This is a genomic window from Citrobacter sp. MGH103 (assembly GCF_001034475.2).
Taxonomy (GTDB): Bacteria; Pseudomonadota; Gammaproteobacteria; order Enterobacterales; family Enterobacteriaceae; genus Citrobacter; species Citrobacter freundii.
The window spans coordinates 1-15,442 of sequence record NZ_CP073045.1 but is presented as its reverse complement, the minus strand read 5'-3'; the positions used below and the strand labels follow the sequence as shown (position 1 = coordinate 15,442).

General features: G+C 52.2%; 16 protein-coding genes and 5 pseudogenes. 11 read left to right on the top strand and 10 right to left on the bottom strand.

The window, feature by feature from the left end; all coding sequences use genetic code 11:
• Positions 1–30: 30 nt before the first annotated feature.
• From SK33_RS25495 to SK33_RS25470, 6 genes and pseudogenes are all read right to left on the bottom strand, one after another.
• Positions 31–1,341, bottom strand: coding sequence for an ABC transporter substrate-binding protein (locus SK33_RS25495; protein WP_000476108.1), 1,311 nt, complete (start codon positions 1,339–1,341; stop codon positions 31–33).
• Complete coding sequence (locus SK33_RS25490) at positions 1,334–2,407, bottom strand: ABC transporter ATP-binding protein (protein WP_000950177.1); 1,074 nt, start codon at positions 2,405–2,407, stop codon at positions 1,334–1,336. The genes SK33_RS25495 and SK33_RS25490 overlap by 8 nt, the downstream gene beginning before the upstream one ends.
• 5 nt (positions 2,408–2,412) lie before the next feature.
• The gene (locus tag SK33_RS25485; protein WP_000922702.1) at positions 2,413–3,237 is read right to left on the bottom strand and encodes a phosphodiesterase; all 825 of its coding nucleotides are present in this window, start codon (positions 3,235–3,237) and stop codon (positions 2,413–2,415) included.
• 10 nt (positions 3,238–3,247) lie between these two features.
• On the bottom strand, positions 3,248–4,135 hold the full coding sequence (locus SK33_RS25480; RefSeq protein WP_001271561.1) for a carbohydrate ABC transporter permease: 888 nt from the start codon (positions 4,133–4,135) through the stop codon (positions 3,248–3,250).
• Positions 4,125–5,003 (bottom strand): carbohydrate ABC transporter permease, encoded by an 879-nt coding sequence (locus SK33_RS25475; protein WP_000338039.1) that lies wholly within the window; start codon positions 5,001–5,003, stop codon positions 4,125–4,127. The genes SK33_RS25480 and SK33_RS25475 overlap by 11 nt, the downstream gene beginning before the upstream one ends.
• Positions 5,004–5,133: 130 nt before the next feature.
• Positions 5,134–5,613, bottom strand: a pseudogene (locus SK33_RS25470) (zinc-binding dehydrogenase); the annotation flags it as partial.
• On the opposite strand from SK33_RS25470, the pseudogene SK33_RS26825 reads away from it, so the two are divergent.
• The 4 genes and pseudogenes from SK33_RS26825 to kdgT all read left to right on the top strand — a co-directional run.
• A pseudogene (locus SK33_RS26825) lies at positions 5,609–5,718 on the top strand (hypothetical protein); the annotation flags it as partial. The pseudogenes SK33_RS25470 and SK33_RS26825 overlap by 5 nt on opposite strands.
• Before the next feature lie 256 nt (positions 5,719–5,974).
• Entirely contained in the window at positions 5,975–6,865 is an 891-nt protein-coding gene (locus SK33_RS25460) for a dihydrodipicolinate synthase family protein (protein ID WP_001077068.1), read from the top strand.
• 24 nt (positions 6,866–6,889) lie between these two features.
• Positions 6,890–7,270 carry a Rid family detoxifying hydrolase gene (locus SK33_RS25455; RefSeq protein WP_000710783.1) on the top strand — a complete coding sequence of 127 codons (381 nt, stop codon included), beginning with the start codon at positions 6,890–6,892 and terminating at the stop codon, positions 7,268–7,270.
• A 32-nt stretch (positions 7,271–7,302) separates the two neighbouring features.
• Positions 7,303–8,268: a 2-keto-3-deoxygluconate transporter gene (kdgT, locus tag SK33_RS25450; RefSeq protein WP_001022265.1), complete on the top strand. Its 966-nt coding sequence runs from the start codon at positions 7,303–7,305 to the stop codon at positions 8,266–8,268.
• Between the two features lie 45 nt (positions 8,269–8,313).
• Here kdgT and SK33_RS25445 read toward each other — a convergent pair whose 3' ends face one another.
• Entirely contained in the window at positions 8,314–9,066 is a 753-nt protein-coding gene (locus tag SK33_RS25445) for an IclR family transcriptional regulator (RefSeq protein WP_000562172.1), read from the bottom strand.
• 604 nt (positions 9,067–9,670) lie between these two features.
• Here SK33_RS25445 and SK33_RS25440 point away from each other — a divergent pair.
• From SK33_RS25440 to SK33_RS25430, 3 genes are all read left to right on the top strand, one after another.
• A complete protein-coding gene (locus SK33_RS25440; protein WP_001387467.1) occupies positions 9,671–9,955 on the top strand; it encodes a CopG family ribbon-helix-helix protein in 285 nt (94 codons plus the stop codon).
• Positions 9,955–10,230 carry a type II toxin-antitoxin system RelE/ParE family toxin gene (locus SK33_RS25435; RefSeq protein ID WP_000421272.1) on the top strand — a complete coding sequence of 92 codons (276 nt, stop codon included), beginning with the start codon at positions 9,955–9,957 and terminating at the stop codon, positions 10,228–10,230. The genes SK33_RS25440 and SK33_RS25435 overlap by 1 nt, the downstream gene beginning before the upstream one ends.
• Before the next feature lie 105 nt (positions 10,231–10,335).
• Positions 10,336–10,629: a hypothetical protein gene (locus SK33_RS25430; RefSeq protein ID WP_001105060.1), complete on the top strand. Its 294-nt coding sequence runs from the start codon at positions 10,336–10,338 to the stop codon at positions 10,627–10,629.
• Between the two features lie 34 nt (positions 10,630–10,663).
• On the opposite strand, the pseudogene SK33_RS25425 reads toward SK33_RS25430, so the two are convergent.
• Positions 10,664–10,792 (bottom strand): annotated as a pseudogene (locus SK33_RS25425) (IS481 family transposase); the annotation flags it as partial.
• Between the two features lie 32 nt (positions 10,793–10,824).
• Positions 10,825–11,994, bottom strand: a complete 1,170-nt coding sequence (locus SK33_RS25420) for a hypothetical protein (RefSeq protein ID WP_001072355.1) — start codon at positions 11,992–11,994, stop codon at positions 10,825–10,827.
• Positions 11,995–12,525: 531 nt separating this feature from the next.
• Here SK33_RS25420 and SK33_RS25415 point away from each other — a divergent pair.
• From SK33_RS25415 to SK33_RS25405, 4 genes and pseudogenes are all read left to right on the top strand, one after another.
• Positions 12,526–12,794, top strand: a pseudogene (locus SK33_RS25415) (type II toxin-antitoxin system ParD family antitoxin).
• Positions 12,781–13,070 (top strand): annotated as a pseudogene (locus SK33_RS26560) (type II toxin-antitoxin system RelE/ParE family toxin). Before SK33_RS25415 ends, SK33_RS26560 begins: the two co-directional pseudogenes overlap by 14 nt.
• Before the next feature lie 66 nt (positions 13,071–13,136).
• Positions 13,137–13,319, top strand: a complete 183-nt coding sequence (locus SK33_RS25410) for a hypothetical protein (RefSeq protein WP_042344623.1) — start codon at positions 13,137–13,139, stop codon at positions 13,317–13,319.
• A 120-nt stretch (positions 13,320–13,439) separates the two neighbouring features.
• The gene (locus SK33_RS25405; RefSeq protein ID WP_001066953.1) at positions 13,440–14,180 is read left to right on the top strand and encodes a tyrosine-type recombinase/integrase; all 741 of its coding nucleotides are present in this window, start codon (positions 13,440–13,442) and stop codon (positions 14,178–14,180) included.
• A 284-nt stretch (positions 14,181–14,464) separates the two neighbouring features.
• Here the strand turns inward: SK33_RS25405 and SK33_RS25400 are convergent, their stop codons facing one another.
• Complete coding sequence (locus tag SK33_RS25400; RefSeq protein ID WP_000361612.1) at positions 14,465–15,442, bottom strand: RepB family plasmid replication initiator protein; 978 nt, start codon at positions 15,440–15,442, stop codon at positions 14,465–14,467.

The following is a 15,442-nucleotide window of genomic DNA, read 5'->3' as shown; positions in this document are numbered from 1 at the left end:
AGGATGAGGGTGACGATGACGGGTAACGCGTCACTTCACTTCCGACAACGCGGTCTTATCCACATAGGGTTTCATTAGCGCGTCAGCTTCCTTCTGCGCCGCCTGTACCGCGGCTTCCGGCCTTACTTTGGCATCGTTGACCACCGCCGCCAGCTGGTTCTCCATCGCCTTACGCACGGCGACGGTCTCCCAGGTGGAGTACCATGGATGGGCGTACTTCAGTTGCTCAAGCGCAATCGCCGCCCGCGGATCCTGCTGCAGATAGGCCTTCATCTCTGGCGTATCGTATGACGCCTTGCGCGGCGAGAAGTAGCCGGTGAAGCGGCTCCATGCGCCGTTCACCTCGGGGCTCACCAGATAGGTCAGGAACCGATACGCTGCTTTCTTCTGCGCCTCGCTGATGCCTTTAAAACTTACGAGGCTGGCGCCGCCGATCGGCACTGCGCGCTGCTCTTTGGCTGGCAGCATAGCTACCCCAAGCTCAAAGTCTTTGCTGTTCTCACGCATAAAGCCCAGCGCGCCGGTGCTGAGCATCGCCATCCCGAGCTTGCCGGAGAAGAACGCGGCGCTGATCTGTTTCGAGTTCAGCACCCCGGACGGCATCACCTTGTCTTTGTAGATCAGATCCTGCCAGAAGCGCAGGGCGCCGATTGTGGTCGGCGAGTTGTAATAGACCTCGCCCGGATAGTCTTCGTTAAAGTATTTTCCGCCGTTGGCGCGCACCAGCGCCGAGAAGATCCAGCCGCCGAAGTCGTCGTTGGTCGACGGCAGCATGATCCCCCACTGGCCTGTGCTCTCGTCGGTCAGCTTTTTGGCATCGGCCAGCAACTCGGCCCAGGTCTGCGGCGGCTGTTGGATCCCGGCCCGATCGAACATCGTCTTGTTGTAGTAGAGGAGCGGCGTCGAGTTATGGAACGGGATCGCATAGGTGGTGCCCATCACCTGGGCGTTCTTATGCATCGCGGGCCAGAATTCCGTTTGCAGAAAATTGCCGGCCTTTTGATCGCCATATTTAAACAGCTCATCCATCGGCAGGATCTCATCCTTCAGCGCCAGATCGGTGGTGAAGTTGGCGGACATGATCACCAGCGCCGGTGGCTGGCCGGCCTTCTGCGCCGATTCGGCTTTGATCTTGGTGGTGTCGTAGTTGCCGGTGAAGATTCCGCGCACTTCGACATCCTGCTGCGAGTCGTTGAATTGCTTAATGACGCGGGTCATCTCCATGGTCAGCTTGCCGTCCACCGGCGCCGGGAACATAAAGTCTATTTTCTCTTTCGCCAGCGCCGCGCCGCTCAGGGCAAGGCTGAGCCCAACCGTCAGGGCGGTGAGGGGTTTAAACATGATCTGTCTCCATCTGTAAATTATGCTGGGTCTCAGCATGAAAAAGATGCACATCGGCAGGCGAGAAGCCGATCGGTAGCGACTCGTCTTTCTCCGGCACCTTGCCGCGGTTGCGGCGGCTAAAGCGCAGGGTGCCGATCGGGGTGCTGACGTGGAGCAGATAATCGGCTCCCATCAGTTCTCGTTGCAGAACGGTGGCCGGCAGGCGCAGATGGTCCTCCTCCACGTGGTCGGTAATATGTTCCGGGCGAACGCCCAGCCAGACGCGGGTCTGATCCCGGTGGCGCGGCGGCAGCGGATGGCGCTGTTCTCCCAACAGTACTTCACCGTTGGCGCAGGGCAGCGACAGGAGGTTCATCGCCGGCGAACCGATAAACCCAGCGACGAACAGGTTGGCCGGGTTGGCGTACAGATACTCCGGGTGCCCGACCTGCTGCACGTGGCCGCCGTTCATCACCACGATGCGGTCGGCCATCGACATCGCCTCGGTCTGATCGTGGGTCACATAGATGGTGCTGGTTTTCAGCTGCTGATGGAGGGCCATAATGCTGTCGCGCACTTCGCTGCGCAGGCGGGCGTCGAGGTTGCAGAGCGGCTCGTCCATCAGGAACAGCCGCGGATTACGCACAATCGCCCGGGCCATCGCCACCCGCTGGCGCTGGCCGCCGGAGAGCTTCGCCGGTTTGCAGTCGAGCAGCGCCTCCAGCTGCAGCATCTGCGCCACTTTATCCACTCGCGGCTGCCAGCTGCTTTTCTCTTCCTTGCGCACCTTCATGCCGAAGGTGATGTTGTCGCGCACCGACAGATGCGGAAACAGGGCATAGTTCTGGAAGATCATCGCGAAGTTGCGATCGCGCGGCGTGGTGGCGGTGATGTTCTCATCATGCAGCCAGATTTGGCCTTCGCTGACCGGTTCCAGCCCGGCGAGCAGGCGTAGCAGGGTGCTTTTCCCGCAGCCCGACGGGCCGACCAGCACCACGAATTCGCCTTCGTGGATATCCAGCGACAGGGCGCTGAGCGCCGGTTTGCCGTCGAAACGTTTACTGATGTTTTGCAGACTGAGCATGGCAGTTAGCGCTCTTCCGTTGGGCAACTGATGTTTTCGTCGTACAGCCACGGTCCGGCGTGGTGGGCCAGCGAGTGCTGGTAGCTCACCCACTGCTCGCCGACCTGACGGTGCATCAGGCACGAGGCCGGGGAGAGATCGTAATAGGACCGGGTATCTTCGTGGCAGTACGGCACCTGATGGACGGTGCCAGGAATGGTGGAGATCAGCGCCTGGAGATACTGGGTTATGGTCAGGCTGTGGTTATGGCCGCAGAAGATGCGCGTCAGCGACGGAAAACGCTCCACCAACTCCAGCAGACGGTGGCCATTTTCGCAGGCAATAGGATCCATCTGCGCATTGCCCAGCGGCAGCGGCGGGTGGTGCATAAAGATCGTTGCCGGTTTGTCGCCGCCCTCGAACAGCTGGGCTTCCAGCCAGCCGATGGTCTCGTCGGTCAGCCAGCCTTTTGACGTGCCGGCATGACTGGAGTCGATAAACAGCAGGCGGGTGGCGAAGTCATCCACCACATAGCGCATATTTTGCGGATCGTTGCCCAGCTGCGGGCACAGCGGGTGAAGATGTTCGAGAAAATGGGCTTTGTCGTCGTGGTTGCCGGGGATCAGATACAGCGGATAGTTCAGGCTGCCGAGGATCTGGCGGGCCACCTGATACTCCTCCGGGCGGCCGCAGTTGACGATATCCCCGCTCACCACCACCGCGTCCGGGCGCTCGCGCAGTGCGTTAAGCTGGGAGACCACGTCGGCGTTGGCGGCATTGACGTCGATAAAGCCATACAGCTTCTCGCCGCGGCTGCGAAAATGGGTATCGGAAATGTGTGCTAACAGCATGAATCACTCCTTATTTGATCCCGGAGAAGCCGAAGCTCCGCAGGAACTGTTTCTGAAAAAGGATAAACGCCAGCATCAGCGGCAGGCAGACCATCAGCGTCCCGGCGCCGATGGTGCCCCACTGGCCACCGGATTCGGCGCCCATGGCGAAAGAGACCAGCCCGACGGTCAGCACCTGCTTATCGGGATCGTTGAGCATCATCAGCGGCCACAGGTACTCGTTCCAGTGGTAGGTAATGCTGACGGTAGCGAAGGCCAGCACCGACGGCCAGGACATCGGCAGCAGCACGCGGAACAGCACCTGCCACCAGCTGCAGCCCTCCATCAGCGCCGCCTCCTCCAGCTCTTTCGGAATGGCGAGGAACGCCTTACGCATTAGGAATACGCCGAACGCCGAGGTGAAGTAGGGCATCATCACCCCGATGAGGGTGTTGAGCAGACCGAAGGTTTTCAGGGTCAGCATGTTCGGCACCATCATCACTACCGGCATGATCATCAGCTGCACCAGGAACAGGAGAAACAGCGTCTGCTTGCCGCGAAACTCGTGACAGGCAAAGACGTAGCCGGCGGTGGTGATGGTCAACAGCTGCACGAAGAAGGTGCCGAAGGTGAAGATAATTGTGTTGGCGTACAGGCTCAGCCAGTCGGCGCTGTTCCAGGCGTCGCGGAAGTTATCGAGAGTCAGCGGCAGGCGCGGCAGCAGCGAGGCCATATCGTCGCCGAAGGTAGTTGCGCTGAATGAGGTGGTCAGCATCCAGATAAACGGGCTGACCCACAGCAGCGCCAGGCAGCACATTAATACTGTGAGCGTAAAGGGCGACGAGCGACGCAGGCGCAGCCACAGCGGACGCGCAGCGGCGGGTGTGTGGACCAGCAGCGGCGAGATGTCAGCGCTCATAGTGGGCTCCTTTCTCCAGCAGTTTCAGGTTAATCAGCGAGAAGGCGAACAGTCCGGCCAGGGTCAGGAAGGTGGCTGCGGAGGCTTTACCAAGGTCGTGGGTATCCCAGGTGAGATTCTGGATGTAATAGAGCAGCACGGTGGTGGCGTTATCCGGCCCGCCGCGAGTCATCACCGCCACGTGGTCAATCTGGGTGATGGAGTAGATCAGCGCGGTGGTGATCACAAAGCTCAGCGTCGGGCGCAGCAGCGGTAGCGTGACCTTAAAAAAGACCTGCGTGCGGGTAGCCCCCTCCATCAGCGCCGCTTCCCGCGTCGAGGCCGGAATGCTCTGCAACCCGGCGAGGAAAAACAGCATGTAGTAGCCGGCGAACTTCCACACGCCGATCAGCGCCAGGGCCAGCAGCGCGCTGTTGCTGCGCCCCAGCCAGTTGTTGTTCATCGGCCCGAACAGCTTTGCCAGATAGTGGTCGAGCAGGCCGAGGCCGGGCATAAAGATAAACAGCCACAGTGCAGCGGCGCTGACCATCGGGATAATCATCGGGAAGAAGAAGGCGGTGCGCAGCCAACGGTTGACGCGATGGTTCTCGCTCAGGGCGACCGCCAGCAGCAGGGCGAGCGTCACCCCGGGCATCACCGTCAGCAGGATATAGAGTAGGTTATTGCCCAGCGACTGCCAGAAGACGTTATCGGCAAACAGGCGGGCAAAGTTATCCAGCCCGACGTATTGCGCGTTGGCCATGCGGGTATCAAACAGGCTGTCATACACCGAACGCCCCAGCGGAAACCAGGTAAACAGCAGTAAAAACAGCAGGGAAGGCGACAGGATCAGCCAGGGAAGCCAGGTCTTTCTCATGGTTACGCACATCTCGTTCAGCCATTTATCGAAGCCCTAATTGTGGGAAGCTATGATTACAGAGGTATGACGGGGAAACGATGGTTTGATGAAGCAACGGGGAAAACGCCGGGCGAGCGGGCCGCCCGGTGGAGGAGAACCATCATAAGTCGGCTTTCAGCACCGCGCGGTAGCGGGCTTTGCCTTCGCGAACGTGTTTCAACGCTTCGTTAATTTGCGACATAGGGAACAGCTCGGTGGTCGGAGCCACTTTGCTGCGTCCGGCGAACTTCCTCAGCGTGCGCAGTTCGGATGGGTTACCGATCGCCGAGCCGGAGATGCTGCAGTCGTCGCCGATAAGGGTAAAGGCCGGTACCGGGAACGGCTTCATCACCGCGTCGACGGTGTGGAAGTTGCCGCCCTAGGACAGGGCTTCGAAGTACGGCTGCCAGTCAAGATCCACCGCCACGGTGTTGATGCTCAGGTCAAACTGCCCGGCCAGCACTTTTAAGGCTTCAGGATCGCGGCTATTGACTACGCGATCGGCGCCCATCGCCCGCAGCAGCTTAATGGCGATATGGCCGAGGCCGCCGATGCCGATCACCCACTGCCAGTCGGCACGCAGCTTATTGGCGAAGCCGCCGCAGCGCGCTTGGCTGAAAAAAATGTCCTGCTAACGCCATCCGGCAGAGCATCCGCCCTGGCATTTATGATGACCTTGCGTGCCGATCGTCGCTATAAAGACGCTCAACCGCTTCCCTTGGTAACCTGACGCAGTTGCCAATTGACCTGTCAATATGAGTTCACCGGAACGACACGAATGAATTCTTGAACTCACGCACAGTTCTTATAAAGATGATTTCCCAGTCAGCCCAAACACCAATATAGTGATTACTAAATCACTATATTGGTGTTTGGGCTACTGATATCCATCCTTCTTCCGTAAAGGCCGGGGCGGGTATCAGCAGGCATGACGCTGATACCACGCAAAAGGAACAAATAATATGAATCAGACAATGAAGTTTTCAGGGGCAGTCTGCCCTTCCGTCATTCCTCTGGATGACAGCGGTCAGATAGACCTCACGGGGCTGGAAAAACATATGGCACGCCTTTCTGATTCCGGCATCAACGGCATTCTGCTATCAGGTACCATCGGGGAATTTGCCACAATGAGCGTCCGCGAACGGGCAATGCTCATCCTGGAAGCCCGGAAAATGAGTGACCTCCCTTTGATTGCCCATATTTCATCTACCGTTGAAGAGGACATGCTTTATCTGGCTGATGCCGCCTATGACAGTGGCTATGACGCAGTAATGGTACTGCCACAGTATTACTACGCCCAGACATCCCGTCAGTTACTTAGCTATTTCCGCAGTCTTGACCGTAAACTTGCCGGTGACTGGTTTATCTATAACTTCCCGGCCAGAACCGGATGTGATGTGGATGCTCACCTTGTCAGAATGCTGGCGGAAAGCTGCCCGCGGTTTATTGGCATCAAAGATACTGTGGACTGTGCGTCTCACACCCGGGCCATCGTCAACGCGGTCACACCGCTGAGAAAAGATTTTGCCGTATTCGCCGGTTTTGATGAGTACTTTGTACCCAATCTGATGAACGGAGGCGCCGGAGTTCTTTCCGGACTGAATAATGTGGTGCCGGAGCTTTTTGCCCAAATTATGCGGGCCTATCGGGCCGGCGACCTCAATGAAGTCGCCGGATTACACAAAGAAATTGGGCGACTTTCCGGGATATATGCCATTGGTGATGATTTTGTCAGTACGATCAAAACCGCCATTTCCAGAAAGTATGGCTACATGACGCCGGTCTCACGGAATCATAACGGCCAGTTAACAGCCGACCAGGCAGACTGCCTAGACAAATTGTTCGGTCTGTAACCGCAAAAGGACAGGAGGCACATCATGAAAAAAGACATCATTTATACCACCGGGGCTCCTGCCCCCGGTGGGGCATTATCTCAGGCGGTGAAAGCCGGGGAAACCATTTATCTCGCCGGTCAGGTCGGTTTTGACCCGCATACCATGCAAGTGGTCTCAACAGATTTCGATGAACAGGCCCGTCAGGCGTTTAAAAATTTGCTGTCGGTGGCAGAGGCCGCAGGAGGGAGTGATAGGGATATTGTGAAGCTGAATGCCTATCTGACCGACGTGAACATGTTCCCGCGATTTAACGCCATTATGTCGGAATACTTTTCGCCACCGTACCCCGCCAGGGCTACGTTGGGTATCGCCGCCCTGCCGCAGGGGGCTGTTATTGAAATTGAAGCCATCATGGTGCTCTGACTGGCCGTATCTGACATTAAAAAGGGACGATAATGAATATCAAAAAAACAGTTGAAAAAATTCCGGGAGGAATGATGCTGGCCCCCCTGTTTCTGGGGGCGGTACTGCATACCTTCTGGCCAGGTACCGGCAAATACTTTGGTTCATTTACTAATGGCATGATCACCGGCGTGGTCCCCATCCTCGCTGTCTGGCTGTTCTGTATGGGCGCCTCCATTAAAATCAGTGCAACCGGGACCGTTCTCAAAAAGTCTGGCACACTGGTAGCCACAAAAATCGCCACTGCCTGGGTCTGTGCCTTTGTTTTTGCCCAGCTCCTACCGGAAGGGGGAATGGTAAAAACAGGTTTCTTTGCCGGTTTATCTGTTCTGGCGATTGTTGCGGCGATGGATATGACCAATGCCGGGCTTTATGCTTCCCTGATGCAGGAGTACGGCACAAAAGAAGAAGCCGGTGCTTCTGTACTTATCTCGCTTGAGTCCGGCCCCCTGATGACGATGATTATTCTGGGGTCCGCCGGGCAGGCAACGTTCGAACCTGAACACCTCGCCGGCGTCCTGATCCCCTTTCTGGTGGGGTTTTTGCTGGGTAATCTTGATCCCGAACTTCGGGAATTGTTTTCCAGGGCCACCAAAAGTCTGATCCCATTCTTTGCATTTGCGTTGGGGAATACCATTAATCTTGGCGTCATCATCGACACCGGACTGCTGGGTATTCTTATGGCTCTGGCAGTCATTGTTATCACAGGCGTACCACTGATAATCATGGATATCATGCTGGGTAAGGGCCGTGGCACGGCTGGAATTGCCGCATCGAGTACTGCTGGCGCTGCCGTGGCCACTCCGTTGCTGGTAGCCGAGATCGCGCCGGACTTCGCTGAGGCCGCACCGGCAGCCACCACTCTGGTGGCATCCTGTGTGGTGATCACCGCCATTGTCGTGCCGGTGATCACTGCGTTGTGGGCAAAACACGGAGCCTCCCGCGTCAGAGCAACGTAAGGCCGAACGCCGCTCACGGGTTATCATGACCTGTGAGCGGACCAGTCATATACCGCATAACTTTTCAGACATCATGCCAGCGGCTTTCATCACCGCGTTCGCATACTCAGGTATTTTTTCCTCAGGCATCTGAAAACGAACCCCGGAAATACTTATTGCGGCAACAACGGCCTGATCACTGTTAAATACCGGCGCGGCAATACAGGTGACATCGTCGACATCTTCCTGATTATCAAACGCCCATCCCTGCAGGCGGACCACCTCCAGCTCAGCTTTCAACGCTTTACGTGTTGTAATTGTCCGGGCAGTAAACGCAGGAAGGTGTTCTGTGGGTAAAAGAGCATCAATGTGGTCTTCCGGAAGCCAGGCCAACAACACTTTCCCAAGGGAGGAACTGTGCAGGGAAAGTCGTTTTCCCGTCCAGCTGCGAACGATAATCGCATTCTGGCTTTCTTTTTTCGCCAGATAGATGCCGGTGGAACCATCCAGAACGCCCAGATGGCAGGCAAGACGGGTCTGGTCACGGAGAAAAACGAGTGACTCTTCAGCCAGTTCACGAAAATCAAAATCCTGAATGGCTTTATTACCAAGCTCGTAAAAGATTAGCCCCAGATAATACCGGCCATTTTTTTGTCTCAGAAAGGCATGCGTGGTCAGGCTGGCAAGCAGGGCCGAGGTGGTGCTTTGAGGCAATCCGACATTCTGGTGAATTTCACTGTAGGTGGCAGAGCCTTTCCCGGCAATAAAATGAAATATTCGGGCAGCTTTATCAATGGCAGGCGTTTTAGTTGCGATCATATCCACTGTTCTTCGTAAGCCCCCTTTTTAATGAATTGCAATGCTGTAACAAACCATCATCCTGCCACAGGATACGATAATTTACCAAAGTTTCACTGACATAACAGCAAGTCCCTTCTCTTTCTCAAGTGATGGTGTAGTGGCGACTGACCCCTGGCAGGGCGATGGACCACTACGTGAACCATCACCCCACACACAGGGTGTTTTATGTGCAGTTGTCAACCACTGAATCGTCACCCCAAAGGGGCCCCCACGATTCAGAAGTTGACAATTCGGGACCTGAGAGGAAATAAAAGCTAGAAGAAACCACTGTACGTCTCTCATCCACGCTCGTAAGCGTCCCTCACGGCCCGCTAACGCGGAGATACGCCCCGACTGCGCACAAAGGCTCTCTCATAGCTGAAAGCGGGTGTGGCTTAGCAGGATGGAAAAGGGTAAGGTGAAATCTATCAATCAGTACCGGCTTACGCCGGGCTTCGGCGGTTTTACACCTGTGCTACATGTAACCTCCGTATGCCGCCTTACATGCGCTGACGCGCATTATTTGCCTTGTTCCGTCTGAAAGTAATCACTATGATTAAATATGATTAACAACTAATCGGATATGCAAATGAAAAACAATGCCGCACAAGCAACAAAAGTAATTACCGCGCATGTGCCATTACCTATGGCTGATAAAGTCGACCAGATGGCCGCCAGACTGGAACGTTCCCGGGGCTGGGTTATCAAACAGGCGCTTTCTGCATGGCTTGCCCAGGAGGAGGAGCGTAATCGCCTGACGCTGGAAGCCCTGGACGATGTGACATCCGGACAGGTTATCGACCATCAGGCTGTACAGGCCTGGTCGGACAGCCTCAGTACTGACAATCCGTTACCGGTGCCACGCTGATGGAACTGAAGTGGACCAGTAAGGCGCTTTCTGATTTGTCGCGGTTATTTGATTTTCTGGTGCTGGCCAGTAAACCTGCTGCCGCCAGAACGGTACAGTCCCTGACACAGGCACCGGTCATTCTGTTAACTCATCCACGTATGGGAGAACAGTTGTTTCAGTTTGAACCCAGGGAGGTCAGACGGATTTTTGCTGGCGAGTACGAAATCCGTTACGAAATTAATGGCCAGACTATTTATGTATTGCGTCTGTGGCACACACGAGAAAACAGGTAGATTGTGTGTGGGGACAACTTAACATAGCCTGCAGATATTAATTCTGGAACATTATTATCAGACCAGATATTTTGCATTCCATTAAATAATCTTGTAGGAGATAAAATGAATTACGATGAAATAACGAAAATTACCGCTGAACGTATTAGCGACTACATGACTGAAGCAGTTAATACAGACTCTATAGCCGTTGCGGAAATGTTTCATAACGCTGCATGGGGAGCGCGAACATTGTGGTTTGAACTCGTCACAAAAATAGATATAGATATACATAAAAAGAACAGGTATGCGAGTTATGATCTTAGAAGGAAAATCGAAATGCAGCATGAAGAGTTTCAGAAAATGACAGAGCGCGAGCAAGTACCTTTATTGAAATGTATTAGCTCAGACCTGATCTGACAGTTATCGGTTATTTATACAGGTATCTGTCAGATTACATCTGGCTTAAATTTTTCTCGGCCCAGATGCGTTTTCCATCGAGTAACGTTTCCATTGGCGTCCGCCCATTGCACATTTTTCCCTGATGGGTTCGCTCATTATTATAGTGAGCCAGCCATTCATTTCGTCACAGAATACAGTCGCCCTAGTTGCCTTCTAACTTGAGGGTTTCGAGCCCTGAAGAGGCATATCCCATCGTTTTACAGATATTGCAGAAATTGGTACGCAATATGCAGCTTCTTCCTGGAGTTTCTTCCTGGTATTTATATCGAAGTCTACATTAAGCAACTCGAACTTCCAGCTTTCCCGATAAAACTTTATAATATCCTTAGGACAAAGGAGAATAAACTGGTTTGTCGTAAACATAGAAACAGCCTGCACAGAGTAATAATCCCCCGGTTTTATATTTTTTTTATCCCATGCTGCATTGGAAAAAAACTCTTCAGGATATTCACTTGTTTTAATAATGTAGCTATGTATTTTGAAGTCACTTATACCTGATAGCTTAATAACGGAATGGGTAAAAATCACTGGTAACACGGTTATTTGAGTCGATATTATTAATAATAACATCAAGGATGCGATAAATGAATAGCTAATTCTTTTTGAAAATTTATGCTGTGGATTCATTTTCAGATAAATGACTCCAGGAAGCATTGTCAGAAGAAAGATAAAATATGACATGAAAGCCAGTTCAGCTATCACTTTGAAATTAACACTCTTATCTGAAGTTGCAATATTACTAAAAACTATCTCCAGAGGAATTAACTGAAGATGCACCAGTAAAGCAATAGACAACGGAATGACAAGATAGATCTGAACACGTCTCAACAGTTTCATTCTATTGTTTTTAAACGATAAGTCATATTCAAGATACCTCTTATTTACTATGGCTAAAATAACAGCTATCAGTACACCCATACTTGCAATAGATAACCAGCCAGAGTTATCTTTAACATTCTGATCAAAATCAAATGCACAGTATAACACATATATAAAGGCCATGGGGAACATGCCAGATAACATCATCACAGATAAAAAATTACCCTGAATCTTATTGTAAGCAGGAAGATTATTTATATCCTGAGGAATAACTACGGGTATAAAAAAAGAGGTTATAAAAAAGATAAATACTATCATAGCCAATGATAGTATAGTTGCACAACAAACCAATACCAAGATGCTTTTAATATTCATTACATCAAAGAAAATATCTAGTCGGCCCAGGCGACTGAAATATCCCCAGAGAACTATCAACGCAATCCCTGATATAATACTTGATGGTGTTAATAATGAAATAATTAACGTCTTCCACTTCTGATTCATCTTAATCTCCTGGTTTTACTATAAAGAGAACATAAAAAAGCTGAATGAGTTATAACACTTCATTATCTGACTCTTCTCCGTAACCTTTCAAGAAGATTGTCGCATATTCTTGATAAGTTATATCATAAGCATATTGTTTTAGGTAGCGTTTTCACTAAATTCATTTGACCATCGTCATAATATTTTTAGTCTGAATATAGGAGATGATATATATCATATGCAGTATGATATAAAACTTTAAAAGTGACTGAATAGATAATAGTTCATGCATGAACAAGACCATAACATGAAAAAATATGCTTATTATGCATCGGTCTTATGTTGTGACTAAGCCGCCTGAAGACAGAGAAGTAGCTAAGAATATGGCATCAGACACCTTCAGTTGTCGTATAAGGTTATCTGCAGGGTTTTTCTCCGTATCTGTCTGTTCCAGGCATTACCCCAATTCTCCCAAATGTTCTGTACTGGAAGCACCTTTGAGTATCGAATAAACTGCATGTAAAATTTAAACTTACAATCACGAGGCTTGATATGGCCAGAACAATGACAGTTGCTCTCGGAGATGAACTCTGGGAGTACATAGAATCTCTCATAGAATCAGGTGATTATCGTACACAGAGTGAGGTAATCCGCGAGTCACTTCGTCTCCTTCGAGAGAAACAGGCAGAGTCACGTCTCCAGGTGTCCTGCGGGATTTACTGGCAGAAGGCTTGAGCAGCGGTGAACCTGTGTCGTGGGAAAAAAATGCGTTTCTGAAAAAAGTGAAAGCTGGCGCGAGGGCTTCCGGTGAAAACCGTTAAACTCACACCTAAAGCCAGTCAGGATCTGGAGGATATCTAGCATTACGGGTACCACCATTTCGGTGAAGAGTAGGCTGATAAATATATTAATCAGATATCCGACATTTTTCAGGTTATGAGTAATCATAATATCGGTACTCCCCCTCCTGAACTGGGGAATACACATTCGCACTACCCGTTGAACGGCATATGGTTTATTTTCTGCAGACTGATACTGAAATTGTTATTATTCGTATATTAAGTCAGCATCAGGATGCCAGCCGTCATTTCAACTGACAGTAATCAGCCACCACATTGCGTTGCGTGAAAACTGGCAGGGTTACAGGGGTGTACCTAGCCAGAATTCACGTAGCGCAACTCCCCTCTCTGTGTATTTTTCTCCTTTCCTTGCGATCATCTTTGCCCTGGCATTACCCCATTTCTCCCAAAAACGGCAAACCAGCCCTCAGCCCGCGCCACGACTGGCTTAATACGGGATCCCTGCTGCAAAACATACCTTTACGTATTTGGTTTTACCCGCAATAATGCGTGATAAGCAAACAAAAGGATCCGCGCGCTGCGATTTATTGTCGTGGAAGGATCCGGGCGTTCAGGTCAGAATACCTGTATCCATAAACAGTGCGTGTGCTACGTGAAAAATAACTCATGAACAATGTCATTCCCCTGCAGAATTCACCAGAACGCGTCTCCCTGTTACCCATTGCGCCGGGGGTGGATTTTGCAACAGCGCTCTCCCTGAGAAGAATGGCCACTTCCACGGGGGCCACACCGGCCTACCTGCTGGCCCCGGAAGTGAGTGCCCTTCTCTTCTATATGCCGGATCAGCGTCACCATATGCTGTTCGCCACCCTCTGGAATACCGGAATGCGTATTGGCGAAGCCCGGATGCTGACGCCGGAATCATTTGACCTGAATGGAGTAAGACCGTTTGTGCGGATCCTGTCCGAAAAAGTGCGTGCGCGACGCGGACGCCCGCCAAAAGATGAAGTCCGCCTGGTTCCGCTGACAGATATAAGCTATGTCAGGCAGATGGAAAGCTGGATGATCACCACCCGGCCCCGTCGTCGTGAACCATTATGGGCTGTGACCGACGAAACCATGCGCAACTGGCTGAAGCAGGCTGTCAGACGGGCCGAAGCAGACGGGGTACACTTTTCGATTCCGGTCACACCACACACCTTCCGGCACAGCTATATCATGCACATGCTCTATCACCGCCAGCCCCGGAAAGTCATCCAGGCACTGGCTGGTCACAGGGATCCACGTTCGATGGAGGTTTATACCAGAGTGTTTGCACTGGATATGGCTGCCACGCTGGCAGTGCCTTTCACAGGTGACGGGCGGGATGCTGCGGAGATCCTGCGTACACTGCCTCCCCTGAGGTGACGGCATACGCGCTTCCTTATATAAGCTGTGGTCAGCAGAACAGACATAACATAAGCTGGAGCATGTATATAAGCTGTAGTGAGTAAGTCATGTTTTATGAAGGGAGCAATGCCTCAGCAGCAGGTTACGGGATCACTTACGTAAGGGACAGGCAGATGGCAGCTCAGCCACAGGCAGCACTGCAGGAAACAGAATATAAACTGCAGTGAGCAGACCACTCACTGCACCGGTTAATATAAGCTGTAGTCAGTAAAGGAGCGCTCTTCACTGACTACAGTTTATGTTCAGCGGGATTTGAAGAGTTTTTCCAGGTCATCCAGCGTGATGCCCAGTTTTTCAAGCAGGGCAAGTTTCTCCGCCATCTCCGGACTGACTTTTTCCGCAGGTGAAGGTGGCAACGGATTTTCCTTACTCTCATCATTCGGTGCTTTTAACCGGGGACGCCGGTAGTGAATGCAGAAGAGTTTTGTCCGCCCCCGCTGGATCTCCGTGTAATCAAGATATCCAATCTCGCGCAGCTGCTCCATTGCCCGTCTGACCGTCTGGTTCTGGGAAAATACAGGAGACTTCAGATTGAGGCGTGCACGCAGCCGCGCCAGCGATATCGGTGCCGGATCCCGGGGCAGGCTCTCTATAAAGGTGTAGAGTGCCTGGGCGGACTCCCGTCGCTTCAGGGCATTAATCGCCTTAAGCTGAAGAAGGACCTTTCTGTCAAACTGGTACAGTTCAAACAGGCGGGGATCAGCCTGTAACTGAACAATATCCCGTTCAGTATCGTAGTAGGCTGACTGTACCAGATGGGTGATGTATTCCCGGGTGTGCTTCTCATCGGTACGGGAAAACGAGATCACGGTACCGGCAATGCGCTTCAGGGAAGGGCTGATGCGCTCACGCAGCCTGCGGGATGACTGGCTTGAAGGTATACCACACAGTTTTGCAAACTCAACAAAAGGCAGTTCAACTTTGTCACCAATCACGTTATGGCGGGCAAAGGAATGAATGATCCCCACCCAGGTCTTGAAATCGTTATCCATATCCAGCCGGGGGCCGGTGATCTCAACCTTATCGAATCCCTCAGCACGGGCCAGAGAAAGACGCGTCAGTTCTTCCGTGGCATCGGTGCGTGACAGTGTATTTTTTTTACTGTTCTTCAGTGACTTAAGGGTCGGTACAAAGACGCCCAGACGCATCAGCGCCACAGGTTGTACGGTGTTGTTATTGTTTGGTGTCAGTGTCACCAGCTCACCGGACGACTTATCCAC